This is a genomic window from Streptomyces kronopolitis (genome assembly GCF_050953795.1).
In the GTDB taxonomy this organism is placed as follows: domain Bacteria; phylum Actinomycetota; class Actinomycetes; order Streptomycetales; family Streptomycetaceae; genus Streptomyces; species Streptomyces kronopolitis_A.
In genome coordinates this window covers 853,930-877,674 of sequence record NZ_CP191850.1, presented here as the reverse complement: position 1 = coordinate 877,674, position 23,745 = coordinate 853,930, and the positions used below count along the sequence as shown (strand labels likewise).

Sequence of the window (23,745 nt, the reverse complement as noted above, 5' to 3'; positions counted from 1 at the left end):
GCATCCACGGGCTAGTCCGCGTGGGTGAGCGCGACAGCGCGCCCCGTGGCCGAATGGGGCCACGGGGCATGGACCGGCGGGACGGCGGGCGCCGGTGTCCGGGTGGAGCGGGGGCGCTGCGGCAGGTCAGGCTGGTTCGCGCAGGAGCGGGGCGGGGGCCAGCCGCAGGGTCAGCCGGGGGAGCAGATCGGCGAGGCGCTGCGGGCGGTGCGCGGCGATCCCCGGCGGCGCGGGCGCCAGCGGTACCAGCAGGTCACCGGCCGCGGGCAGGCCTTCGGCGCCGTCGGAGGCGGTGTCGTGATGCAGCCACAGCGTGAGCATGTACAGCTCGGGGACGGACAGCAGCCGCGGCTGGAGGGGCGCGGTGAGCGCCTCGGCCTGGGCGAGGGCCTGCTCGGTGGCGGCGACGTAGGGGCCGCCGCAGAAGCGCGCGAAGGCCCAGCCGTCCGGGGTGGGCCGCGCCTCGGCGGTCGCCACGGCCCGCTCTCCGCCGCGGACCAGGAACCGCCAGCCCGCCAGTCGGGTGTGCGGGGTGCCGCCGGGCCGGCTGATGTCGTCCCAGACGTGCACCGGCAGCGGGTGGTCGGGGCTGAGCGGCCCCTGATGGGTGCGGAGCGCGGAGACCGGGGCCTCGCGGACCGCGGTGGGGGAGCCGAGGGCGCCGAGGACGCTGCGCAGGGCGGGCGCAGGGGCAGGGGCGAGGAGCAGCGGCATGGTGGGTCGCCTCTCACTTCGAGACACGGTGGAGCGCGGCGGGTGCAAACGGCGCTGTCTGCGGGCGGGGTCAGAGCGGGGCCGGCGGGGCCGGTGGCGCGGCGGGTCGGCCGCTGTGCCCCCGTGCCGGTGGAAACACCGGGACACCGGGCGCCACGTCTCTGCCTCGTCAGCGGAGTTTATACGACGTATGTTCTGAAAGAGTTTCGGCTAGCTGCCTTGTGGATTTTCGGCAAGGTGAAATCCAGACCGCCGCACGAGGTGTTTTCCGCCGCTTTGTGCGGAGGTTTTCGCGGCCACCTCCTATTCCCTCGCCGGAGCGGTAGGCCGGATCTCGTCGTCCTTTTCCACCGGAGAAATGCGGGCGGCGCACGCCAGCTGGATATGCCTGGCGGACATGCCGGAGGCTGCATCACTTCGAGCCTATCGGTACCCGCCCGCGCCGGACGCGTTATCGATCAGATTGCCGGGGCATCATCGACCGTAGCGCGAGCCCCGGCGTGCCGGGGACGGCCCCAAGCAGCCCGTGGTCGCGGGCCGTTCACTCGAGGAGGGACCCTTCGATGGGGGAGAAGGTCGCCGCGGACGGCATCGACCTGGCGGACCGGGAGCGTTATCGAAGAAAGCTCCACGAGTGCCTTGAGGGATTGCAGAGGCTCCTGGGGGAGAAGCGGTTCGATCGGCCCAGAAATCTCATGGGTCTGGAGATCGAACTCAATCTCGCCGGTGCCGACGGGCTGCCCCGCATGATGAACTCTCAAGTTCTTGAACGCATCGCCAGTCATGATTTCCAGACGGAACTCGCCCAGTGCAATCTCGAGGTCAACATCCTCCCGCACCGCTTGAGCGGCCGGGTGCTGGACCAGCTCGCCGAGGAACTCCGTACGGGCCTGGCCTACGCGGAAAGAAAGGCCCGCGAGGTCGCCGCCAGGATCGTGATGATCGGCATTCTGCCGACCCTGCACGCCAACGACCTCACGGCCGCCAGCCTCTCCGAGAACGACCGCTACGTCCTGCTCAACGACCAGATGCGGGCGGCCCGGGGGGAGGACTTCGCCCTCGACATCCGGGGCGTGGAGCACCTGGTCTCCCGCTCCCCGTCGATCGCCCCGGAGGCCGCCTGTACGTCGGTCCAGCTGCACCTCCAGGTGACACCGGGCCGCTTCGGCGCCGTCTGGAACGCGGCCCAGGCCATCGCCGCGGTGCAGGTGGCGGTCGGTGCGAACTCGCCGTTCCTCTTCGGCCGTGAGCTGTGGCGGGAGTCGCGGCCGCCGGTGTTCCAGCAGGCCACCGATACCCGCTCGCCGGAACTGGCGGCCCAGGGGGTGCGTCCGCGGACCTGGTTCGGTGAGCGCTGGATCGACTCCGCCTACGACCTGTTCGAGGAGAACCTGCGCTACTTCCCGCCGCTGCTGCCGGTGTGCGGGCCGCAGGAGCCACTGCGGGTCCTCGACGAGGGCGGGGTGCCCGACCTGTCCGAGCTGTCGCTGCACAACGGCACCGTCTACCGCTGGAACCGTCCGGTCTACGCGGTCTCCGACGGCGTCGCCCACCTGCGGGTCGAGAACCGCGTGCTGCCGGCCGGCCCCACCGTCGACGACGTCATCGCCAACACCGCCTTCTACTACGGACTGGTGCGGACCCTGGCCGAGGAGCCGCGCCCCGTGTGGAGCCGGCTGCCGTTCGCCGCCGCGGCCCGCAACTTCGACTTGGCCTGCCGGCACGGCATCGACGCCACCCTGGACTGGCCCCGCCCCGGGCGGGCCGGCGGCCTCACCACCCTCCCGGCCGTGCGGCTGGTGCGCACGGAGCTGCTGCCGCTGGCGGCCCGGGGACTGGATGCCTGGGGAGTGGAGCCGGCCGACCGTGACCACTACCTGGGCATCATCGAGGAGCGCTGCCGGCGGCGGGTGAACGGGGCGTCCTGGCAGGCCGCGGCCTTCCACCACGCCCGGCGTCAGGGGCTGGACCGGGATGCCGCGCTCGCCGCGATGACCCGGCGCTACGGCGAGCTGATGCATTCGGGGACGCCGGTGCACACCTGGCCCGTCGCCTGGGCGGCCGGCGGGCGGTCCGCCGTGCCGGGGGCGCGACAGGCGGCGACCGAGGGGGCGTAGCGGAGCGGGAGGGCGCGCCCGGGACGGGCCCGAGCGGGACTGTGGGCGGCGTCCGGAGCGGCGTACGGCGCGGTGTCGTGGGCGAATGCCGCGTGCGGTGCGGTGCCGTGCCGTCGGTGGCGCCGGTGCGGGCCGGTGTGAGCGGCCCGGTGGCGCCGCGGCGAGGGCGTCGGCGGGCCGGCGGGCGGGACCCCGTGATCGCCGATGTGGGATCGTCGGGCAAGCTGTGTTCTCCCCTTGCGGTGGCGCCTGTCCTGCTCGGGCTCGATCGGCATGCGAGGGGAGAGGGGGGAAGCACGCCCTGCGGATGGCGCCTTCCCCGGCCTGTCGCGCGTGATCTTCGTACCTGCTGTCGAGACCCTGGCGGGGCGGTGGTGACGAAGCGGCGGTAACGCCGAACTGGAGGAAGCGTGCAGTCGGATACAAGTCCCCTGGCCGATGCGGACGTTCCGGGCCCAGGCGCCGGTGCGGGGACGGACGGGCCGCTGTCCCGGAGCGTCCTGCGAAGCGAGACGCTGATCGTGCTGGCGCTCTCGCTGGGGGCCAGCGCGTTGTCGGCGCTCATCAGCTTTCTCGGGTCGGTGACCAAGCCGGGCGGCCTCAAGCACCAGGCGGCGACGCTCAATGCCTCTCATGCCCCCGGCCGGCCGTGGCTCGATCTGGCCTGGCAGCTGTTCGGGATCGCGACGGCGCTGGTGCCCGTGGTGCTGGTGGCGCACCTGTTGATGCGGGAGCGGGCCGGCGGACTGCGGGCGATCGGCTTCGACCGCCGGCGGCCCGGCTTCGACCTGAGCCGCGGGGTGGGCGTCGCGGCCGTCATCGGCGGCAGCGGGCTGCTGCTCTACCTGGGCGCGCGGGCGGCCGGGGCCAATCTGACGGTGGTGCCCGAGGCCCTGCCCGAGGTGTGGTGGAAGATTCCGGTCCTGATCGCCTCCGCGGTGCAGAACGCCGTGTTGGAGGAGGTCGTGGTCGTCGGATATCTGCTGCGCAGACTGGGCCAGTTGGGCTGGGCGCCGATGGCGGCGCTCGCGGCGAGCGCGCTGCTGCGCGGTTCGTACCACCTCTACCAGGGCATCGGCGGCTTCGTCGGCAACATGGTGATGGGCGTGCTGTTCGTGCTGCTCTACCGGCGGTGGGGGCGGGTCGGGCCGCTGGTCGCCGCGCACGCCCTGATCGACATCGTGGCGTTCGTGGGCTACGCGGTGCTCGCGGGCCGGGTGGGGTGGCTGCCGACGGGGTGAGCCGGGGGTGACGCGGGGGCCTCAGATGTGCCCGCCGCGCCTCCCGCACCTCCGGTGTGCCTCCGCTCAGGCGGTGGCGAGCAGCTCGCCGTCGATGACGGTGACCGCCGAGCCGGTCAGCAGCGTCCGGTCGCCGCGCAGCTCGGTCCGTACGTGGCCACTACGGGCGGCGCCCTGGAGACCGACCAGCGCGGCCCGGCCCAGGCGCGCCGACCAGAACGGCGCGAGCGCGGTGTGCGCGCTGCCGGTGACCGGGTCCTCGTCGATGCCCACCGCCGGGAAGAAGCAGCGCGAGACGAAGTCGTGGCCGGCGGCGGGGTCTTCGGCGCGCGCCGTGGCGATCACGCCGCGGCCGCCGTGCCCGGCCAGCGCCCGGAGGTCGGGCGACAGCGCGCGGACGGTCTTCTCGTCGGCGAGTTCGACCAGCAGGTCCCCGACGTCGCCTCCGGTGTCGTGCGCGGAGCGGATCTCGCAGCCCAGCGCCTGCGCGACGACCGGCGGTACCTCGACGGGGGTGAGCGGAGCCGTCGGGAAGTCCATGGTGATCGCCCCGTCGGGGGCGGCCGTGGTGGTCAGCACCCCGCTGCGGGTGTGGAAGCGGACCGTGCCGGTGGCCGTACCGGTGGTGTGCAGGACATGCGCGGTGGCCAGCGTGGCGTGTCCGCACATGTTCACCTCGGCGGCGGGGGTGAGCCAGCGCAGCGCCCAGTCGGCGTCGCCCCCCGGGGGCAGCGGGTGGGCGAAGGCGGTCTCGGAGAGATTGACCTCGGCGGCGACCTGCTGCAGCCAGGCGGTGTCGGGGAAGGCACCGGAGTCGAGGAGCACGACTCCCGCGGGGTTGCCGGTGAACGGACGCGTGCTGAAGGCGTCGACGATACGAATCCTCATGCCCGCGAGCGTAGAGGCGCCGCGAAGCCGCAGGCCAAGGCCAATTCGGGAGAACTGGACGGGGCCGGGGGAGCCGTTCGAGGCCCCACGCGGTCAGCGCGGCTGATCCGTCGGCCCGGGAAGTCGCTCCCGGCCCGCGCGGCGGCTGCCGACTCCAGCAGGGACCAGCCGTCGATCGTCACCACCCGGCGCACCTCCGGCTGCCACCCGCGGGCCGACGCCGCGTCGAGCAGGGCACGCACGGCGCCGGGCTCGTGCAGGTTCAGCGAGGCACCCCGGCTGTACCCCACGTCTCCGGAGTCCAGGGGAGCCCCACCCCCACGGAAGTTGACCGCCTGGCGGTGCTCTACCGGCGGACCGCCGAGATCAGTCCGCCGGGCCGCTCCTCGCGCTGTGGAGGGGTGTTGAGCGGGCGGTCGTAGGCGGCGGCGCACTCGCGCAGCGTGTGGCTGTCGGCTTCCCAGCCGTGCCCGGCCGGCAGGAGTTCCACCGCGTCCTCGGGCAGATGGATCAGCAGTCCTTCGGCGATCCACATGGTCGGCGCCGCCGGGTCGTGCCCTGCGGCGGCCAGCGCCTCCGGCCAGTCCGCACGCAGATCCACCGCGACGGTGATCCGCTCGCAGCGCGGGACGGCCCGCTCCTGGCGCAGCACCGAAGCCTTGAACTCCAGTGGCGCGGCGGTGTCGACCTCGAACAGCCGGGTGCTCTCGGGCCAGTCCTGATGACGATGGAGAACGACACGGCCCGCCGGCGGCGGCGCGCGGCCTCGTCATCGGGCAGCGGCGGCGAGTCGGGCCACCGGCCGCCGGCGGTGGCGAAGGCCTGTGCCGGCGGGTCGCGGAACAGGGCGTTCGCCCGCTCGGTCTCCAGCGCCCGCACCCGGGCCACCCCCATCGCCGTGGCCCACACTCCCGACGGCTGCACCGGCTCCTGTTCATCGGTCACCGCGCCAGCCCAGGGCGCCCCCACCGGGTTCCCTCAAAGACTTGCTTCGACGAACAGTCCCGATATATCGTTGAGGCATCGCGACCGATCAAAGATACTGAAAGGGAGGACGTCATCATGCGTTCCCAAGGGCATGAACACGGACATGAGCGTCGGCACGAGCACTGTGGACCCGGCCGGCGCGGCGGCCACGGCGAGGCCCCGGGCGGCTGGGAGCGGCGGCGCTCCGCCTTCGGCCCGTTCGGGCCGCCCTTCGGGGGTCCGCCCTTCGGCGGCGGCCGGGGGCGTGGCGGACCGCGCGGCCGGGCGCGGCGCGGCGATGTGCGCGCCTCGATCCTGGCGTTGCTCAAGGACCGGCCGATGCACGGCTACGAAATGATCCAGGAGATCGCCGAGCGCAGCGGTGGGGCGTGGAAGCCCAGCCCCGGCTCGGTCTATCCGACCCTGCAGCTCCTGGAGGACGAGGGGTTGATCGCCAGCGCCAGTGAGGGCGGCAAGAAGCTGTTCTCGCTCACTGACGCCGGGCGCACCGAGGCCGACAGCGGCTCGGACGCCCCCTGGGAGGAGGCCGGCCGCGGCGTCGACTGGGAGGCGATGAACGAGATCCGCAAGGCGGGCGGCGGCCTGGTCGAGGCGTTCCGGCAGGTGTGGGCCACCGGCAGTCCCGAACAGCGGGAGAAAGCCATGGCGGTGGTCAACAAGGCGCGCAAGGAGCTGTATCTGATCCTCGCCGAAGAGGACTGAGTGCGCGATGAAAGGCCTGGTGGGCGGCCTTCGGGGGCAGGGGGGAATCCTTTGCCCCCGAAGGCTCAGGTCACCAGGGCGGCGAGTCCGCGCAGCGATGCGTGCAGCGCGGCGCCCGCCGAGTCCTTGAGCTTGCCGGCCATCAGCGAGACCGCGGCGCCGGTGAACGTCCCGTCGATCCGCATGTCCGTCGCCGTGCCGTCCGGGGTGAGGGCGTAGCGCATCGTGAGGGTGACGCCCATCGGGCCCTTGCCCTCGATGCCCAGCAGCCGCCCCGGCTCCAGCTCCCGCACGGTCCAGGTGACTTCCGCGGGGAAGCCCATCAGCTTCATGTGCTCCTCGTAGCCCGCGCCGACCTCGAGCGAGGCGGGGCCGCCCCGGGGGAAGGACGTGTGGGTGGCGTTCCACTCCCCGTACGCGTCGAAGTCGGTGAGCCGGTCCCAGACCGTGTCGGCCGGCGCTTCGATGCGGGCCTGTGCGGTGACTTCGGCCATGCGCTCACCCCTTCGGTGACGGTCCCTGGCTGCTGCCGCGGAAGGTAGTGGGGTGGGGGTGAAGGTTCAATAGCGGCGGCGGCGGAAGCCTGACATTCCGTCAGGTGGGCTGTCCGGGCGCCGGGAGACGGCAGGCCGGGGGCGCGCTCTGTCCGTCGTGTCCCACCTTTACCTTTTCCGCCCGTCTCCTCCGTGAGGATGAGGCCGGGCGCGGGCGCGCCCAACCAGCGTGGGATGCGGACATGCTTCCCGCCGGTGATGTTCCGGCGCCCGGTGGCTGGTGGCATGGGTGTTGTGCAAAACCGTACTGCGTACAGCGCCGGCGACGGCTCCACCCCGGAGGACCCCGGCGACCGGCTCACCGTGGAGCTCGCCTCGGTCGTCTCCGCTGCCCGCAGGCGGGCCTCCCGCGACGGCGACCGGCAGGTCGACACCGCACATCTGCTGCACGGCCTCCTGGAATCGGACCCCGCCGTGCGTGCGGCCTTCGACGGCGGACCGCAGGTCGCCCGGCTGCTCGGCTATCTCGTCCAGCGCAGCATCGGCTACGGCCTCCAATGGCTCGGTGCCGTCGAGGACTCCGGCGCCGTCCCCACCGTCGCGGAGGGCGGCGTCCCCGGCTGGTCACCGGCCGCGGCCGCCGCCATGGACGGCGCCCTGGACCGGGCGCACGCGCGCTATGCCACCCGTGCGGGCTGCCTCGATCTGCTCGCGGCACTGGTCGACGACCCCGAATCCCGGGCCGTCGAGGTGCTGCACCGGGCCGGTGTCGACACCGGCCGGCTGGCCGCCCGGCTGGACGGGGAGACCCCCGGCCAGGAATGACAGGCGTCTCGGGGGTGGCGCTCCTGACCTGGGCTGTCATGATGACCCGATGCACGACTCCTCGGAGAGCCCGACCGGTCCCCCGACCGGGCACGGCCGGACCGCCTCGGCGTCCCGGAAGGCCGGGCGGCCGTCGTCCGCCTCCGGGCCGGGCGGCCGCGGTGGCACGGCCGGTAGGCGCGGTGCCGGCCTGGGCACCGCGCTGGTGTCCGCCCTCGCCTTCGGCGGTTCGGGCGTCGCCGCCAAACCCCTGATCTCCGCCGGACTGGAACCCTTGCAGGTGACCTGGCTGCGGGTGGCCGGCGCGGCGCTGGTCATGCTGCCGATCGCCTGGCGCCACCGCGAACTGCCGCGCCGCCGGCCCGCCCTGCTCGCGGGCTTCGGGCTGCTCGCAGTCGCCGGTGTGCAGGCCTGCTACTTCGCCGCGCTGTCCCGCATCCCCGTAGGGGTCGCCCTCCTCGTCGAATACCTGGCCCCCGCGCTGGTGCTGGGCTGGGTCCGGTTCGTCCAGAAGCGGCCGGTGACCCGGGCCGCGGCGGTCGGTGTGGTGCTGGCCGTCGGCGGGCTGGCGTGCGTGGTCGAGATCTGGTCGGGGCTGAGCTTCGATGCCATCGGCCTGGCCCTCGCACTCGGCGCGGCCTGCTGTCAGGTCGGCTACTTCGTGCTCTCCGACCACGGCACCGACGGCGACGACGCGGCCGACCCGCTGGGTGTGACCGCCTACGGCCTGCTGGTCGGCACGGTCATTCTCACCGCGATCGCCCGCCCCTGGGGCACGGACTGGCACCTGCTCGGCGGCGGGGCGGACATGAACGGAACCCGGGTGCCCGCCGCGCTGCTGCTCGCCTGGATCGTGCTGGTGGCGACGGTGGCCGCCTATCTCACCGGCGTGGTGTCGATCCGCCGGCTCTCGCCCCAGGTGGCCGGGGTGGTCGCCTGCCTGGAGGCGGTCATCGCGACCGTCCTGGCCTGGTTCCTGCTCGGCGAGCATCTCTCCGCACCGCAGTTGGTGGGCGGACTGGTGGTGCTGACCGGCGCCTTCATCGCGCAGTCGGCCAAGTCGCGAACGAGCGGGACGGTACGGGTGGCCGGGGCGGGGGAGGGTGCCGGCGCTTCGGATGATGCCGTGCCGCCGGTACTGCCGACCGCCGCGGCGCCCGGCAGTGGCTTTGGGGAGGACTTGTCGGCCGGATCCCGGGCGACGTAGGGTGTCGATCATGCATTCGACTGTGTTGCCCCCTCCCGCCGCGTAACGCGGGCGGCGGCCTCCGAGGAAATCCCGGTTCGGGCAGGTTCCCGAGCCGGTCGTCGCTGCCCGCACACGGGACCACGCGACCACTCCACGGCGCTCGGCGCCGTCCTGGATCTCCCGGAGCACCACTCTCATGCATGCCACTGTTCCCTCCGCCCTGCCCGTGGGCCGGGGGCTGTTGTACGTGACACTCGCCGCGACCGCCTGGGGCACCGCCGGTGCCGCGGCCGCCCTCCTCTACCGGGGCAGCGGACTGGGCCCCGTCGCCCTCACCTTCTGGCGCACCTTCGGCGGGCTGCTCCTCCTGCTCGCCGTCCGGGCACTGCGCCGCCGCTCCGGCCCGGCCGGCGCGTCCACCGCACCGGCTCCCCACGAGCCGCTGCGCCGGCGTCTGACCCGGGTCGTGGTGACCGGAGTCGCCCTCGCCGTCTTCCAGGCCGCCTACTTCGCCGCGGTCGAGGCCACCGGACTGGCCGTGGGCACCGTCGTCACCATGGGCGCGGGCCCCGTCCTCATCGCCGTCGGGGCGCGCCTGACGATGGGCGAACGGCTCGGACTCGGCGGGGTCCTGGCGGTCGTCGGCGCGCTGGCCGGGCTCACCATCCTCGTGCTCGGCGGCGAGGGCGGGACGACCGTGCGTCCCGCCGGTGTCGGCTGGGCGCTGCTGTCGGCGGCCGGGTGCGCCGCGATGACGCTGGCCACCCGGCGGCTGGGCAGGGCCGGGAGCGGCGATCCGTTCGCCTCGACAGTCGGTGCCTTCGCGGTCGCTGCGCTGTGTCTGCTGCCGTTCGCGGCGGCGGAGGGGCTGTGGCCGCAGGCACACGAGCTGGGCCGCAGTCTCCTGCTGCTGGGCTATATCGCGGCGGTGCCGACGGCGCTGGCCTACGGGCTGTACTTCGCGGGGCTGGCGGCCGTCCGCGCCGCGACCGCGTCCGTGCTCTCCCTGATCGAGCCGGTCTCGGCGGCGGTCCTCGCGGTGGCGTTCCTGGGGGAGCGGCTGACGACGGCGACGGCGGCCGGAACCGGGGTGCTGCTGACGGCCGTCGCCGCGCTGGCGGTGGCGGAGGCACGCGGGGCGATGGCGGCCGCACGGTCCGGGAGGCCGGCGGCCGGCTGAGGAGGCGCCCGGTCCGCGCTGCCGGGCCGGGCGTCCCCGGGGCCGGGTGGAGTCCGGGCGCCCGGCCCGGTGCGTCGTTCAGGTCCCTTGTGCTCCCGTGGGCCTCTCGGGCGTCGCCAGGCGGCGCTGCTGGTGGGCGCGGGCCGCGGCGTCCCGGGGGCCGTCCCGTTCGGAGAGGCGCGCCGAGATGCGCTGCTGGACGGCTTCGCTCCGCTTGCCCCCGTACTTGAACTTGGCGCGGACGTCCCGCACCTCGAGGCGCAGGCCGCGGATGCCGGACAGCAGCCGCCCGTACGGGGCTTCGCCCGCGACCACCGGGGCCGAGCCGCCGCCCGGCTGGAAGTGGCCCGTCTGCCGTCGCAGCAGTGCCGCCTTCTCCTCGGGATCGTCCACGATGTGGGCGGTGCAGATCAGCTGGACCGCGGCGTAGAAGCTGGTGGGGACGCCGTGCTCGGGCGGCTGGTCCTCGGCCGCCTGCCAGGGGCCGGGGATGAAGGTGTAGTCGTCCACCACGCTCAGCACCACCGCGGGCCGCTGTTCCAGCGCGCTCCACAAGGGGTGGGGGCGGGCGAGGTGGGTGACGGCCTCGCGGCGGGCCGGGTCGTAGGCGAAGTGCAGCGGCTGGAGGAGCGGCGGCTCGCCGGGCGGCCCGTTGGCGGCGAGCTGGCCGAAGTCGTGGGTGGCGAGCCAGCGCTGCCACTCGGCATCGTCCGTGGGGGCGTCCCAGGGGTGGATCAGCACGGTGGCTCCTCAGCGCGCGGCCAGATACGCCGGCTCGGGAATGCCGGGCGCGAGGTCGTCGGACGGTATGGGGGTGCCGTACACCGGTGCCACGGGCAGGACGCCGCTCCAATACGGCAGGGCGAGATCCTCCGGGTCGTCGTTCGGGCCGCCCGTGCGGATCTTGGCGGAGACGTCGCGCAGGTCGAGGCGGATCACGGAGGTGGCGGCGAGCTCCTTGGCGTTCCCCGGCCGGGAGTCCGCGGCGCGCCCCGGCACCACATGATCGACGAGCGCGTCCAGCGCGGACGTCTTCTCCTGCGGGTCCGTGACCTCATACGCGGTGCCGTGCACGACGACGGAGCGGTAGTTGAGGGAGTGGTGGAAGGCGGACCGGGCCAGGACCAGACCGTCGACGTGCGTGACCGTGACGCAGACCGCGAGGCCGGGGTCCGGCGTCGCGCCGGCCATCCGCAGCGGGCGGGATCCCGTCGAGCCGTGCAGATAGAGGCGGTCGCCGACCCTGCCGTAGAGCGTCGGCAGGACGACCGGGGAGCCGTCGCGGATGTAGCCGAGATGGCAGACGTAGCCGGCGTCGAGGATCGCGTGCACCGTCTCGTGGCCGTAGGCGGCGCGTTCGCGGGCGCGGGTGGGGGTCGTGCGCTCGGTCGGTTCGTACGACGCGGCTCCGGACATTGCCAACTCCATTGCACTAGTGCATAATCGTGTTTGTGCTAGGAGAGTATCGGATCGAAGGGCGGCGCGCATCGGAGATTGCCGCCAGTGTCGAGCGAGCCGTCGGTGCGGGCGAGCTCCAGCCGGGCGAAGTCCTGCCCCCGCTCAGGGAGTTGGCGGTCTACTTGGAGGTGAATCCCAATACGGTCGCATCCGCGTACCGCACGCTCCGTGACCGGGGAGTGATCGAAACCGCCGGCCGCCGCGGCAGCCGGGTGCGCCCCCGGCCCGCGAGTGCCCCGCGGGAGACCCTGCGGGTGGAGGTGCCACCGGGGGTCCGGGACGCCTCCGACGGGAACCCCGACCCCGCCCTGCTGCCCCCGCTGGAGCGGGCCCTGGCCGAGGCCGCCGCCCACAGCGCGCGGCGTCCCGCGCTCTACGGCACACCGGCCGTGGACGAGGAGCTGGCGGCGCTGGCCCGCGCGGCCTTCGCCGCGGACGGAGTGCCGGCGGGGCCGGTCACCCTCACCAGCGGCTCGCTCGACGCCATCGAGCGGGTGCTCGCCGCCCATCTGCGGCCCGGTGACACGGTGGCGGTGGAGGATCCAGGATGGGGCAGCCTGCTGGATCTCATCCCGGCGCTCGGGCTGCGTCCCGCGCCGGTCGGGGTGGACGACGAGGGGCCGCTGCCCGGGGAGTTGACGCGCGCCCTCCAGGAGGGTGCCCGCGCGGCCATCGTCACCGACCGGGCGCAGAACCCCACGGGAGCAGCCGTCAGCCGGGCCCGCGCCGCCGAACTCCGCGCCCTCCTGGCCGGGCACCCCGGCGTCCTCCTCATCGAGGACGACCACGGTCACGGCATCGTCGACCTCCCGCTCCGTCCGCTCTCCGGCGTCACCGACCACTGGGCCCTGGTCCGGTCGACGGCGAAGGCGTACGGCCCGGACCTCCGCCTGGCGGTGCTCACCGGGGACGCCCTGACCGTCGACCGGGTGGCCGGCCGGCAGCGCCTCGGTCCCGGCTGGATCAGTCACCTCCTCCAGGACACGGTCACCCACCTGTGGCGGACGTCCGCGATCGATCCGGCTGCGGTGGCCGGTGCGTACGACCGGCGGCGGGAGGCCCTGATACGGGAGCTGGCGGAGCGCGGAGTCCGCGCACGGGGCCGCAGCGGGATGAACGTCTGGGTACAGGTCCCGGACGAGACCGGCGCGGTCGCCCGCCTCCTGCACGCCGGCTGGGCGGTGGCACCCGGGGCGCGCTTCCGGCTGCACTCCCCGCCCGGCATCCGCATCACCGTCTCCTGCCTCTCCGACGACGACATCGTTCCCATGGCGGACGCCGTGGCCGCGGCGACGGGGCCGGGGGAGGCGCGACGGTACGAATGACGGGGGAGGGGGTGGGGGCGGGAAGGTGCCGGTCGGGGGCGGCGGGAGCGTCCGCTGTGGTGGTGGGGCTCTGTGTCGGCGTCGGTGGACACCTCGGTGAGGGGCTGGGTTGGGGCGGCCAGGGGTTGTGCCGGGTGGGTCCTGTTGCGGTGGGCGGCTGGGTTTGCGGGAGGAGTGTGCGGAGGGGGCGGGTGTGGTGAGCCTGGGGCGTCCGGGGTGGGTGCCGCTCTCCCCGGGCGGTGCCCGGGCAGCGTCCGGCTCCTCGACCCTGCGTTCTTCTGCCCGACGCCCTGGCCCTGCGTCCCGGCGCCGGGATACCTCCCCCTTGCGCCCCGGCGCCCGGCTGCCTCCCCTCCTGCGCCGTGGCGGGCGGTGCGGGCGGCGCCGTCGGTGCCCTCGGTGGCGACCCGCCGCCCGTCGGGTGCTCACGTCGGCCGCGTACTTCCGGCGGCCGAGGTGCAGGTGCAGCGCGTCCGGGCGGGGCGGCGGGCGAGGTCAGCCGGCCGTGGGGCGGGGCCGCGCGGACGGTGAGCGGCGGGTGCGGGGCCTGCTCTGGGTGAGGGCGGCGCCGGCCAGCACGATGAGGGCGCCGACCGGGGTGTTCCAGCTCAGCTGCTCATGCAGGAGCAGTACGCCGGCCGCGGTGGCGATCACGGGGACGAAGTAGGTGACCATCTGCGCGGTGGTGGGGCCGACCTCGTCGACCAGCCCGTACTGGAGGAGGAAGGCCAGGCCGGTGCCCAGTGCGCCGAGCGCGAAGACGGCGAGCATCGGCAGGAGGGGGAAGCTCGTCGGCGCGGTCGTGAACAGGGGGGTCAGCACGGCGAGTTGGGCGCCCGCCAGCAGCAGCTGGGCGCTGGACATCGCCAGGTGGGACTGTCCGCTGCCCGCCAGGGTGCGGCGGACGTAGATCCAGCCGATGGGGTAGCAGAGTGAGGCGCCCAGGGCCATCGCGGTGCCCGTCAGATCCGTGCCGGTGAAGCCCTGCCAGGCGCCGAGCACGGTGAGCACGCCCAGGAATCCGATGCCCAGCCCCGCGACCCGGCGCCGGGTGGGCCGGTCCTCGGAGAGCGCGACCACCGACAGCGCCATGCCCCAGAGGGGAGAAGTGGCGTTGCAGATCCCGGCCAGCGTCGAGGGAATGGTCAGTTCGGAGTACGCGAAGAGGGAGAACGGCAGCACGTTCAGGAAGAGTGCGGCGGCGGCGAGATGGCCCCAGGTGCGCCCGGAGCGGGGGAGCCGCTCACGCTTGACCGCGAGCATGGCCAGCAGCACCAGTGCGCCGAACACCACTCGACCCAGGGTGACTTGCAGGGGAGCGAAGCTCTGGGTGCCCACCTTGATGAAGAGGAAGCTGAAGCCCCAGATCAGCGAGAGAACCGCGAAGCGGACCGGCCAGCCGGCGGCCCGGCGGGCGGGGTTCGCGGCCGGCCCGGAACCGGTGGCGACGGGTGCCGCGGCCGGAGTCGCTGTGGGCTTGCCGTCGGCGGTGGGCCCGGCGGGCCCGGACAGGGTGGTGGAAGGGGTGGCGGAGGCGGTGGGTGTGCCGGGAGTGGTGCTCATGGTGTCCACGATCGGGGGTGCAACTTCGTAGCACAAGCGAGAATTCTTGCCCGGTATCGCTTAGCATTGCTTATATGTTGAACCTTGATCGCCTGCGGACACTGAGTGCGGTCGCCCGCCATGGCTCGGTGAGTGCGGCCGCCGACGGGCTCCATGTGACGACCTCGGCCGTCTCGCAGCAGATCGCCAAGCTGGAGCGGGAGACCGGTCAGCCGCTGCTGGCGAAGAACGGACGCGGGGTGCGGCTGACCGACGCCGGACGGCTGCTCGCCGACCATGCCACGCGCATCCTGTCCCAGGTCGAGCTGGCGCAGGCCGAGTTGGAGGCGCACCGCGGCCAAGCGGTGGGCGAGCTGCGGCTGGGGGCCTTCCCCACCGCGGCACGGGGAGTCTTCCCGGCCGCGCTCGTCACGCTCGCCGCCGAGCATCCCCAGCTGCGTGCGCGGCTGACGGAGCGGGAGCCGGACGAATCGGTACGCGGGGTGGTGCGCGGCGATCTCGATCTGGCGGTCGTCCTGGACTGGTACAACCGGCCGCTGTCGCTGCCCGAGGGGCTGGCCAAGGCGCCGCTGCTGGACGATCCGGCAGATGTGGCGATGCCGTCCACCCATCCGCTGGCCGGGCGGCGGTCCGTGGATCTGGAGGACTTCGCGGACGATGAGTGGATCTCCTGGCCGCAGGGGGAGTTCTGCCACGACTGGCTGATGTTCACGCTACGCAGCAAGGGGGTGGAGCCGCGCATCGCGCACATGGCCGAGGAGCATCACACCCAGCTCGCGCTGATCGCGTCCGGGCTGGGGGTCGCGGTGGCTCCGCGGCTCGGCCGCGGGCCGGTGCCGGAGGGGGTGAGCGTGGTGCCCGTACGCCATACGATGCGCCGCCACGTCTATGCCATCTGGCGCGCGGATGCCGACCGCAGGCCGTCGATCCGGGCCGCCGTGGCGGCGCTCCAGCTGGCCGGCAAGAAGGTGGGAGGCTGCTGAGGCGGGGCCGCAGCGCCCGGCGCGGCGGTTTCAGGCCGGTGAGGCGATACCGCGGATGACGCCGAGGTCGAGCAAATCCTGTGGGCGGATGCGGAGTTGGTCGGCGGTCTCATGGATCTGCGCCGGGTCGCGTTTGAGGATGGCCGCGGCCAGCTCCGGGGCGATCACGGAGAAGTAGCTGTCCGGGGTGGCCCAGAGCCGGTCCGGTGCGGCCAGGGCGAGTGCGCCGCCCGAACCGCCCTCCCCGATGAGCAGGGACGTGACGGGCACCCGGGCGGTGGCCAGCGCGGCGAAGGAGTCGGCGATGGCGGCCCCGGCCCCGGCGCGCTCGGCCGCCGCGTCATTGGCGGCACCCGGGGTGTCGACGAGGGTCAGGACCGGTATGCCCAGGCGGTCGGCGAGCCGGATGAGGCGGGCGGCGGTACGGAATCCGGCCGGGCGGGTGGCCGTGCCGCACTGCGCGGCGAAGGCGATCGTGCGCCCCTCGTGGCGGCCGAACCCGCACTGCATTCCGGGGTCGACGCCGCCGCAGCGGTCGCCGCTGATCTCCTCCCGGTCGTCGAAGTAGGCCCGCAGATAGGCCTCGGCACGCGGCCGCCGGGGCTCGCGGGCGCGGGCCACCGCGCCCCAGCCGGTCTCCGGCAGCCCCGGAACGCCACGCGCGTACGGCAAGGGCGCCGGCACCACCGCTTCTTCGCCGGACCCGCCGGACCCGCCTGACCCGGCTGATCCGTCCGGCCCGTTCGGCTTGCCTGAGCCGTCGGACCCGTTCGGCCTGCCCGAATCCTCCGGCCTGCCCGCCGAGCCCGCCCCGCACAGCAGGTGCAGCCAGTGCTGGAGCGTGGTGCGCAGCCGGTCGGGCGGGACCACGGCGTCGATGTGCCCGGAGGCAAGCTGTCCCTCGGAGGAGTAGGCGTACGGATCGGCGCCCGCGGGGCGTACCCGGGAGCCCGCGAAGCCGACCTGCGCCCCGGGGAGGGCGAGGATGACATCGGCGGCCGCGCCCAGGGTGGCCCAGCCGCCGCCGGTCGTCGGGTCGCGCAGCACGGCGATCTGCGGTAGGCCCGCGGCGCGGTTGCGCGCCGACTGGGCCGCCACCCGCTGGAGTTGGGTAAGGGCGCGCATCCCTTCCTGCATCCGGCTGCCGCCCGTGGCGATCAGCGAGACCACGGGCAGCCCGCGCTCGCGCGCCAGGGTGTAGGCGGCTTCCAGACGGTCGCCGGTGCGCTCGCCCAGGGAGCCGCCCAGATACCGGAACTCGAAGGAGAGCACCACCGCTTCGGTGCCGTCCATCGTGGCCAGGGCGGTGACCACCGACTCGTGCTCGCCGGTCCGGGCATGGGCACGGGCCCGCGTGTCGTCGTAGCCCCGCCAGCCGAGCGGGCCGTCCGGCGCGAGTGCTGCCTCGGCCGGTACGCCGGGGCCCACCGGCTCCTCCGCCAGCTCCGTGTACGCCTCCGACACCGCGGCGATGGCCTGCCGGGCCGTCAGTCGGGTCCAGGGCATGGGCTCGGTGGCCGGGCCGGCGCGCTCGGCGGCCTCGCCGCGCCCCTCGTCACCCACGGAGCTCACGCTTGAGGATCTTGCCCATGTCGTTGCGCGGCAGGGCGTCCAGGAAGTGCACGGTGCGGGGGCGTTTGTGCGGGGCCAGCTGACGGGCGACATGCTCGGCGAGCTCCTCGCCGGAGGGCGCCGGGCCCGCGTCCGGCCCGGTCCGCGGGACGATCCAGGCGACGATCCGCTCGCCGAGGTCCTCGTCCGGGGCGCCCGTGACGGCGGCCTCGGCGACCCCGGGGTGCGTCAGGAGCGCGTTCTCGATCTCCCCCGCACCGATCTTGTAGCCGCCGCTCTTGATCAGGTCGGTCGCCTTGCGGCCCACGATGCGGTAGTTCCCGGCGGCGTCACGGGTCGCCATGTCGCCGGTGCGGAACCATCCGCCGTCGAAGGCCGCGGCGGTGGCATCGGGGCGGTTGAGGTACTCGACGAAGAGGTTCGGGCCGCGGACCTGGATCTCGCCGACGGTCTCCGCGTCGTCCGCCTCGATGGCCCGGCCCGCCTCGTCGACCAGGCGGACGTAGACCCCCGGCAGGGGCACCCCTACGGTGCCGACGGCATCCGGGCCGTCCGCCCGCACGCTGGTGTTCATCAGCGTCTCCGTCATGCCGTAGCGCTCGATCACCCGCCGGCCGCAGGCGGCCGTGATCCGTTCATGATCGGTCCGGGGCAGCGCGGCCGAGCCGGAGACCAGCAGCCGGGCCCGGGCCAGCGCCTTGGCGAGCACGGGATCCTGGCCGGCCTCGGCGGCCAGGCGGTGGTACATCGTCGGGACGCCGAACAGCATGGTCCCCTCGGCGGACAGCTCCCGGGCCACCGCTTCGGTGCTGAAGCGCCCCAGGTGGTGGACGCTGCCGCCGCGGCGCAGCGGTCCGAGGATGCCGAGGATCAGGCCGTGGACATGGAACAGCGGCAGGGCGTGGACCAGGACGTCGTCGTCGGTCCACTGCCAGGCGTCCTCCAGGGCGTCCAGGGTGTGGGCGAGGGCGCGCCGGGGGAGGACGACGCCCTTGGGCGGACCGGTGGTGCCGGAGGTGTAGACGATCAAGGCCGGTGCCTCGTCGCCCGGTTCGGCCGGCAGCAGGGCCGGGCCGGCTCCCGAGGGCGGCTCCGCGGCGTCGATGTCGACACGGGGGAGCGCGGCGAGCGGCCCCGGCAGATCGGCGCCCGGCTCGGCCAGCACGAGCGAGGGCATGCTGTCCGCCACGATGTGCGCCAGCTCGCTCTCCCCGATCTTCGGGTTCACCGGTACCGCGGCCACCCCCGCGAGCAGCGCGGCCACCGCACCGACCGAGGTCTCCAGGGTCGGCGTCGCCCACAGCGCGATACGGGTCTCGCCGGCGATCCGTTCGGCGAGCGCGCCGGCCACCGACGCCAGCTGCTGATGGCTCAGCGCGCGGTCGCCGAACCGCAGCGCGGGGGCGGGCGACGCATCGCGCAGCGCGGGGAAGAGCACGTTCACCGGATCTCCTTCGTCCTCGTCGGCGCCCGGCCCGTCACGACCGGCCGCCCCGCCTCCGCACCCCTGCCGGCACGGATCGGGCTGACGGACACCACTCTCGCAGAGACCACTGACAATGCGATCTGCGGAAGGAGATCAACTTTGCTGGCGGGGCCTCCACCCGGGCCGGGACCTGCACGTCATCGGGGTCTGTACCCCGCGGGGGCTCGCGCGCCGGGGCCCGCACCTCGCGGGGGCCCGGCGCGCGAGCCCCCGCGGCGTTCCGGTGTCCCCCGGAGCGTTCACGTTCCCCCAGGGATCTTGGCGAAGTCCCATGACGCCACCGACCCGGGCGTCAGACGCAGCCACGCGTGTCTGCCGTCGTGCGGCATCCGGGACATCCCGAAGTACTTCTCGGCGAAGAGGCGCTCCGGGGTGTCCAGTTCGGGGCAGTGCTCACCGGTGCGCGGGGCCTCCCCGACGAAGTCCACCCGGCCGGTCAGCTCGGCGCCGCGCAGCTCGCCGTACGCGTGCCCGTCGTCGACGACCACCGCGAGCCGCGGGTCCTTGCGCAGCTGCGCCCACCGCTTGCTGCGGGTGATCGAATACAGCCACAGCGCCGTACCGTCCCAGACGAACCACAGCGCCCCGACGTGGGGTGTGCCGTCACCGCCGACCGTCGCGGCCCGGCAGGTGCGCTGCGTTTCGAGGAACGCGTCGAGTTCGCCCCGGGTCATCATGATCCGGCGCCCGCGCCGTTGTGTGCCGGCCATCCGTTCCTGCCCTCCGCCGTGTGCCCGCCCAGGGGCATCGACCCGTTTCCCCGCGCCCGTCCGCCTTCGATGGCTGACTGAGTGTCAGAAATAATGCGAGGTCTTCCCGGGCCACGCAATGCCCGGGTCTTCCCGGTCCACGCAATGCCCGCTACCGTCACCCGCCGTGAACGGGCCCGCCGTGAAGGGCCGTCGGGGAACTCGGATCCGCCAGAGGGGAATGCGATGCCTTCGGACGCCGCGCGGCTCGTCGCGCAACTGGACCCGGCTTCGACGGTGCTGCTGACCGTCGAGTGCCAGCGAGGCGTGGTCGGCCCGGACGGGGCGCTGCCCGAACTGGCCGAGGCGGCCCGCGCGTCGGGAGCGCTGGGCAACGTGGCGCGGCTGGTGGCGGCCGCCCATGACACCGGCGTCCAGGTACTGCACGCGATCGCGGAACGCCGTCCCGACGGCCGGGGCGCCAGCCGCAACGCCCGCCTCTTCCGAGCGGCCGAGCGGCTGCCCGTCCAACAGCTCGCAGGGTCCACGGCGGTACGGGTCGCCGATCCGATTCCCGTGACGGAGGATGACCTGATCGTGCGCCGGCTGCACGGCCTCTCGCCGATCGCCGGCACGGAGGTGGACGCGCTGCTGCGCAACGCCGGGTGCCGCACGCTCGTCGTCACCGGGGTGTCGGCGAATGTGGCGATTCCCAATGCCGTGTTCGACGCGGTCAACCTCGGCTACACGGCCGTGGTCCCCGGGGACGCCATCGCGGGGGTGCCCGCCGAATACACCGCCGCGATGCTCCGCGACACCCTCTCCCTGGTCGCCACCGTCACCACCACGGAGGATGTCCTGGCGAGCTGGCGATGACCGCGCCGCGACCGCTGAGCGGGACGCCCCGGGGCGTCGGCAGCGGAAGCGGCCGGACAGGAAGGGACGCTGTGTGGACGCCATGAACGCCGGGACCATCGAGACCGGGAGACTGGACCTCGTGCCGCTCGCCGTGGCGCACGCGGACGAGATGGCCGAGGTGCTCTCCGACCCGGCGCTTCATGCCTTCATCGGGGGTGCTCCGCACTCCGCGCCGGCGTTGCGCTCACGGTATGCACACCTCGTGGCCGGCTCGCCGGACCCCTCGCAGACGTGGTGGAACTGGGTGATCCGGATCCGTGCGGAGCAGTGCCTGGCCGGGACGGTGCAGGCCACGGTCACCGCTGAAGGGCGCGGTGGGGTGGCCGAGGTCGCCTGGGTGGTCGGGACGCCGTGGCAAGGGCGCGGGATCGCCACCGAGGCGGCACGAGGGGTGGTCCGCCGGCTGTGGGCGCAGGACGTGCGGGTGATCCGTGCCCACATCCATCCCGACCATCACGCGTCCGCCGCCGTTGCCGCCGCTGCCGGCCTGGCCCCCACCGGCCACCGGCACGAGGGCGAGATCAGGTGGGAGTCCCCGGCGCCGCGGTCACCCGTGGGCAGGCCCTGACCGTCCGCACGCCGTCCTGGCAGGACCGCGGTACCGCCACGACGCGTGCCGCCTACTCAGGACTCGTGCCGCCTACTTGGGCACCCACTTGTGCTTGGTCGCCCAGTAGGTGAGGTGCTCGCGGCCCGTGACGGCGCTGGTGCGGAACGGCTTTCCGCCGTCGTCGACCCGCACGGTTCCCCGCCGGCTGCCGCTGCTCCAGCCGACCTCCAGATACCAGCTGACGTCGTGGCCCTCGGTGTGCACGGTGAGGTTGAGGACCTGCGGATCGTGGGTGGACACCTTGAACGGGAAGTCCTTCGCGGGGACCTTGACGTCGCCGTCCTGGCCGGCCACCGGGTTCGCCGTCGGCCGGGCGTCGTCCAGGTCGATGTCGAAGCTGCGCGGGGTGACGCCCCCGCCGCAGCCGTCGCCCATCGAGTAGGCGGTCCAGGGGAGTGCGGCATCCGTGCTCACCACCCGGACGTGCAGCGAGGTGAGGACGACGGCCTCGTCCGAGGCGCCGGTCGCCGTGAGCTGAAGCGGCAGGCTGCCGCCGTCGACGCCGCCCAGGGCGCGCGCCCAGCCACGGCTGTCCTGCGGCGCGGGGGGCGGCGGGACGTGCTCCGGCTCCTGCTGCAGCAGGTAGTCGACGCCGCAGGGCCCGTCCCAGTTGTACGAGCTGACGCCGATGTGCGGGGCGGAGCCGCCGCCCTTCTCGACCCCGTCGTCCCCCGTGGAGGGACGGTTCGCCTCGGAGGCTTCCGGGCGGGTGGACGGGGAGGGGCCGTGCTTGCCCTTGTCGCCGTGGGCGGGGGAGTGCTTCGAGGCGGAAGGCGCGGGCGCGGGGCCCTTCCTGGCGGGCGCGGTGGGGTGGTCGCCGGCGGCCGGCGAGTCCGCGGCGGTACGCGACTCCCTGCCGCTGTCGCTCCCCGACGCCCCCTCGAACGCCATGGCCGCCGGTACGCAGAGGCAGACCAGCGCGAGGGCGGCGAGGGCGAAGCGGAGGCGTCTTCGGGTGGGTGCGGCGGCGGTGGCCCCGGTGTCGCCCTCGGCGTTCGGGGCGGTGGCGGTGGAACGGGGCGAGTCCGGGGTGCCGGGGGCGGCGGGTGCCGGTCCGCCCGCGTCGTGCGGGCCGTCCGTCGCGTGGTCCGACCGGCCGTCCGACGAGCCGTCCGTGTGCGGGGAGTTCGGCGCGGGCGCAGCGGACGCCGACGTTCCGGAGCGTGCCGGTGTCTCCACCGGCGTGTCCGACCCGGTGTCCCGAGGCGGCGTCGTGTGTGTCGCCGTCGTTGCCGCCGCCGCGGCCGAGCGTCCGCGGCGGCGCCCCTCGTCCGCGACGATCCACTGGCGGTGCAGCTCCACCATTTCCTCGCGGTTCGCCCCGCACAGCCTGGCGAGGCGTTCGGCGGGGCCGAAGTCCACCGGCACGGCGTCGCCGTTGCAGTAGCGATGCAACGTGGACACGCTCATGTGCAACTGCCCGGCGAGGACGCCGTAGCTGCGCCCGGAGCGCTCCTTGAGCCGGCGCAGCAGGTGCGCGAATCCTTCGGCTTCTGTGGCCACCTGGTCCCCCCTCTTCGTTCCGCCGTTCCAGGAAGCTGTTCCAGGGAAGGGTCAACGCCCCTGGTCAAGGCCGTAATCGGCGTTCCAGCTTCTCTCATTGTCCAGGATCGGTTGGCGCGACGACGACCGCCTCGCAAGCTGTGTCCAGTGCCGTCGAGACGGAAGAGCCATGCGAACCCGCCCGAGTCTCAGCGATGTTGTCGCCCTCGCCGTGCTGATCGCCTGCGTTGCGATCGTCATTTCACTGCTCGACGGAAACTGAGCGCTCTCCGGTCGGGACCGTGGCCCCGCACGCACAAACCCATCCCCCCAGCCACACGAACCCAGCCCCCCGAACGTCACACGCAACACCACAACCAGCACGACATCTCCACAAGTGAAGGAAGGGAACGCAGATCATGTTCCGCACTCGTATCCGCCCCCGTACCGCCGTCGCCGCGACCGTCGCCGCCCTGGCCGCGCTGTCCCTGAGTGCCTGTGGCGGCTCGTCCACGGACGCCCGCTCCCCGGGGCAGGCCGTCGCCGAAGGGGCCACGGCGCGGTCGGGTGACAACGGCACCGGCACCGGCAGTAACGACAGCGGCAGCGACTCGGCTCCCAGCGCAGCGAAGAACTCCGCCCTGGCGAAGAGCCCGGCCGCGGGGAAGGCACCCGGCAAGGCGTCCGGTGCCTCCGATGCCTGCACGGGGGACAACGTGACCGCCGTGATCACCAAGGTGCCGCGCCCCCTCAACCACATGCTGCTGACGATCACCAACAAGAGCTCCCGCACCTGCAACGCCTACTACGCGCCGTCCCTGCGCTTCGACGACGAGCAGTCCGCCACGCAGGTCAACCAGGACAGCAAGCCGCAGGCCGTGGCCACGCTCCCCCCGGGCCGGTCCGCCTACGCGGGCATCCTGCTCAGCAGCGCGGCCGGCGGCGACCACGGCCGCACCGCGCGGAAGCTGACGGTGTACTTCGCGCCGCGTAGCGGTTCCGGTTCGACCGGTGCGCCGGTGACGCTCAGCCTGCCCACCGGCACGTACAAGGACGACAACGCCTCGGTCACCTACTGGGAAGCCACGGCGGCCGACGCGCTGCAGTTCTGACCGATCGCGGCGGAGTGCACCGGCACACGGGGCAATCACCGTGTGCCGGTGCGCCCCTGATGGCATGTCACTCCGTCGTGGCCCGTACGGGTGCCCCTGCAGGATCCTTGCGGGATCTCCTGCGGGACCTCCGTACGGGCCGCGCGCCGACCGGTGGAACCCGGAACCGGTGTCCACCGTCTTGGCTACCGACCGTCAGGGCCCGTAGGG

Annotated in this window: 22 protein-coding genes and 1 pseudogene; 11 read left to right on the top strand and 12 right to left on the bottom strand. The window is 73.8% G+C overall.

Annotated elements, in window-relative coordinates; all coding sequences use genetic code 11:
* Positions 1 to 126: 126 nt before the first annotated feature.
* A complete protein-coding gene (locus ACQP17_RS03490) occupies positions 127 to 714 on the bottom strand; it encodes a hypothetical protein (RefSeq protein ID WP_364884845.1) in 588 nt (195 codons plus the stop codon).
* Between the two features lie 563 nt (positions 715 to 1,277).
* Here ACQP17_RS03490 and ACQP17_RS03485 point away from each other — a divergent pair.
* Positions 1,278 to 2,831: a glutamate--cysteine ligase gene (locus ACQP17_RS03485; protein ID WP_433854880.1), complete on the top strand. Its 1,554-nt coding sequence runs from the start codon at positions 1,278 to 1,280 to the stop codon at positions 2,829 to 2,831.
* A gap of 410 nt (positions 2,832 to 3,241) precedes the next feature.
* On the top strand, positions 3,242 to 4,072 hold the full coding sequence (locus ACQP17_RS03480; protein WP_364884851.1) for a CPBP family intramembrane glutamic endopeptidase: 831 nt from the start codon (positions 3,242 to 3,244) through the stop codon (positions 4,070 to 4,072).
* A gap of 66 nt (positions 4,073 to 4,138) precedes the next feature.
* On the opposite strand, the gene ACQP17_RS03475 is transcribed toward ACQP17_RS03480, so the two are convergent.
* The 3 genes and pseudogenes from ACQP17_RS03475 to ACQP17_RS03465 form a co-directional block, all read right to left on the bottom strand.
* A complete protein-coding gene (locus ACQP17_RS03475) occupies positions 4,139 to 4,960 on the bottom strand; it encodes a PhzF family phenazine biosynthesis protein (protein ID WP_433854879.1) in 822 nt (273 codons plus the stop codon).
* Positions 4,957 to 5,394, bottom strand: coding sequence for a hypothetical protein (locus ACQP17_RS03470; RefSeq protein WP_433854878.1), 438 nt, complete (start codon positions 5,392 to 5,394; stop codon positions 4,957 to 4,959). Before ACQP17_RS03470 ends, ACQP17_RS03475 begins: the two co-directional genes overlap by 4 nt.
* Positions 5,307 to 5,869, bottom strand: a pseudogene (locus ACQP17_RS03465) (SAM-dependent methyltransferase). Before ACQP17_RS03465 ends, ACQP17_RS03470 begins: the two are co-directional and overlap by 88 nt.
* Positions 5,870 to 6,022: 153 nt before the next feature.
* Between ACQP17_RS03465 and ACQP17_RS03460 the strand changes: the two are divergent.
* Positions 6,023 to 6,649: a PadR family transcriptional regulator gene (locus tag ACQP17_RS03460; protein ID WP_433854877.1), complete on the top strand. Its 627-nt coding sequence runs from the start codon at positions 6,023 to 6,025 to the stop codon at positions 6,647 to 6,649.
* A gap of 65 nt (positions 6,650 to 6,714) precedes the next feature.
* Here ACQP17_RS03460 and ACQP17_RS03455 read toward each other — a convergent pair whose 3' ends face one another.
* Positions 6,715 to 7,143, bottom strand: a complete 429-nt coding sequence (locus ACQP17_RS03455; RefSeq protein ID WP_433854876.1) for a type II toxin-antitoxin system Rv0910 family toxin — start codon at positions 7,141 to 7,143, stop codon at positions 6,715 to 6,717.
* Between the two features lie 294 nt (positions 7,144 to 7,437).
* On the opposite strand from ACQP17_RS03455, the gene ACQP17_RS03450 reads away from it, so the two are divergent.
* The 3 genes from ACQP17_RS03450 to ACQP17_RS03440 all read left to right on the top strand — a co-directional run bounded on the left by ACQP17_RS03450 (position 7,438) and on the right by ACQP17_RS03440 (position 10,337).
* Positions 7,438 to 7,968, top strand: a complete 531-nt coding sequence (locus ACQP17_RS03450) for a Clp protease N-terminal domain-containing protein (protein ID WP_433854875.1) — start codon at positions 7,438 to 7,440, stop codon at positions 7,966 to 7,968.
* A gap of 49 nt (positions 7,969 to 8,017) precedes the next feature.
* Positions 8,018 to 9,175: an EamA family transporter gene (locus ACQP17_RS03445; protein WP_433854874.1), complete on the top strand. Its 1,158-nt coding sequence runs from the start codon at positions 8,018 to 8,020 to the stop codon at positions 9,173 to 9,175.
* A 178-nt stretch (positions 9,176 to 9,353) separates the two neighbouring features.
* Positions 9,354 to 10,337: a DMT family transporter gene (locus tag ACQP17_RS03440; RefSeq protein WP_433854873.1), complete on the top strand. Its 984-nt coding sequence runs from the start codon at positions 9,354 to 9,356 to the stop codon at positions 10,335 to 10,337.
* A 78-nt stretch (positions 10,338 to 10,415) separates the two neighbouring features.
* Here ACQP17_RS03440 and ACQP17_RS03435 read toward each other — a convergent pair whose 3' ends face one another.
* Positions 10,416 to 11,078 (bottom strand): FMN-binding negative transcriptional regulator, encoded by a 663-nt coding sequence (locus ACQP17_RS03435; RefSeq protein WP_433854872.1) that lies wholly within the window; start codon positions 11,076 to 11,078, stop codon positions 10,416 to 10,418.
* Positions 11,079 to 11,087: 9 nt separating this feature from the next.
* Complete coding sequence (locus ACQP17_RS03430; RefSeq protein ID WP_433854871.1) at positions 11,088 to 11,753, bottom strand: pyridoxamine 5'-phosphate oxidase family protein; 666 nt, start codon at positions 11,751 to 11,753, stop codon at positions 11,088 to 11,090.
* Between the two features lie 35 nt (positions 11,754 to 11,788).
* Here ACQP17_RS03430 and ACQP17_RS03425 point away from each other — a divergent pair, with 35 nt between their 5' ends.
* Positions 11,789 to 13,120, top strand: a complete 1,332-nt coding sequence (locus tag ACQP17_RS03425) for an aminotransferase class I/II-fold pyridoxal phosphate-dependent enzyme (RefSeq protein WP_433854870.1) — start codon at positions 11,789 to 11,791, stop codon at positions 13,118 to 13,120.
* A gap of 495 nt (positions 13,121 to 13,615) precedes the next feature.
* On the opposite strand, the gene ACQP17_RS03420 is transcribed toward ACQP17_RS03425, so the two are convergent.
* The gene (locus ACQP17_RS03420; RefSeq protein ID WP_433854869.1) at positions 13,616 to 14,683 is read right to left on the bottom strand and encodes a DMT family transporter; all 1,068 of its coding nucleotides are present in this window, start codon (positions 14,681 to 14,683) and stop codon (positions 13,616 to 13,618) included.
* A gap of 74 nt (positions 14,684 to 14,757) precedes the next feature.
* Here ACQP17_RS03420 and ACQP17_RS03415 point away from each other — a divergent pair, with 74 nt between their 5' ends.
* A complete protein-coding gene (locus ACQP17_RS03415; protein ID WP_433854868.1) occupies positions 14,758 to 15,666 on the top strand; it encodes a LysR family transcriptional regulator in 909 nt (302 codons plus the stop codon).
* Positions 15,667 to 15,696: 30 nt separating this feature from the next.
* On the opposite strand, the gene ACQP17_RS03410 is transcribed toward ACQP17_RS03415, so the two are convergent.
* The 3 genes from ACQP17_RS03410 to ACQP17_RS03400 all read right to left on the bottom strand — a co-directional run bounded on the left by ACQP17_RS03410 (position 15,697) and on the right by ACQP17_RS03400 (position 19,434).
* Complete coding sequence (locus ACQP17_RS03410) at positions 15,697 to 17,172, bottom strand: carboxyl transferase domain-containing protein (RefSeq protein ID WP_433859827.1); 1,476 nt, start codon at positions 17,170 to 17,172, stop codon at positions 15,697 to 15,699.
* Between the two features lie 49 nt (positions 17,173 to 17,221).
* Positions 17,222 to 18,682, bottom strand: a complete 1,461-nt coding sequence (locus ACQP17_RS03405; protein ID WP_433854867.1) for an acyl-CoA synthetase — start codon at positions 18,680 to 18,682, stop codon at positions 17,222 to 17,224.
* A gap of 281 nt (positions 18,683 to 18,963) precedes the next feature.
* Positions 18,964 to 19,434 carry a pyridoxamine 5'-phosphate oxidase family protein gene (locus ACQP17_RS03400; protein ID WP_433854866.1) on the bottom strand — a complete coding sequence of 157 codons (471 nt, stop codon included), beginning with the start codon at positions 19,432 to 19,434 and terminating at the stop codon, positions 18,964 to 18,966.
* 225 nt (positions 19,435 to 19,659) lie between these two features.
* Here ACQP17_RS03400 and ACQP17_RS03395 point away from each other — a divergent pair, with 225 nt between their 5' ends.
* Both ACQP17_RS03395 and ACQP17_RS03390 read left to right on the top strand, forming a co-directional pair.
* Positions 19,660 to 20,289 (top strand): cysteine hydrolase, encoded by a 630-nt coding sequence (locus ACQP17_RS03395; protein WP_433854865.1) that lies wholly within the window; start codon positions 19,660 to 19,662, stop codon positions 20,287 to 20,289.
* 73 nt (positions 20,290 to 20,362) lie between these two features.
* The gene (locus ACQP17_RS03390) at positions 20,363 to 20,899 is read left to right on the top strand and encodes a GNAT family N-acetyltransferase (RefSeq protein WP_433854864.1); all 537 of its coding nucleotides are present in this window, start codon (positions 20,363 to 20,365) and stop codon (positions 20,897 to 20,899) included.
* 72 nt (positions 20,900 to 20,971) lie between these two features.
* Here ACQP17_RS03390 and ACQP17_RS03385 read toward each other — a convergent pair whose 3' ends face one another.
* Positions 20,972 to 22,444, bottom strand: a complete 1,473-nt coding sequence (locus tag ACQP17_RS03385; protein ID WP_433854863.1) for a helix-turn-helix domain-containing protein — start codon at positions 22,442 to 22,444, stop codon at positions 20,972 to 20,974.
* A 398-nt stretch (positions 22,445 to 22,842) separates the two neighbouring features.
* Here ACQP17_RS03385 and ACQP17_RS03380 point away from each other — a divergent pair, with 398 nt between their 5' ends.
* Positions 22,843 to 23,535: a DUF4232 domain-containing protein gene (locus ACQP17_RS03380; protein WP_433854862.1), complete on the top strand. Its 693-nt coding sequence runs from the start codon at positions 22,843 to 22,845 to the stop codon at positions 23,533 to 23,535.
* Positions 23,536 to 23,745: the final 210 nt, after the last annotated feature.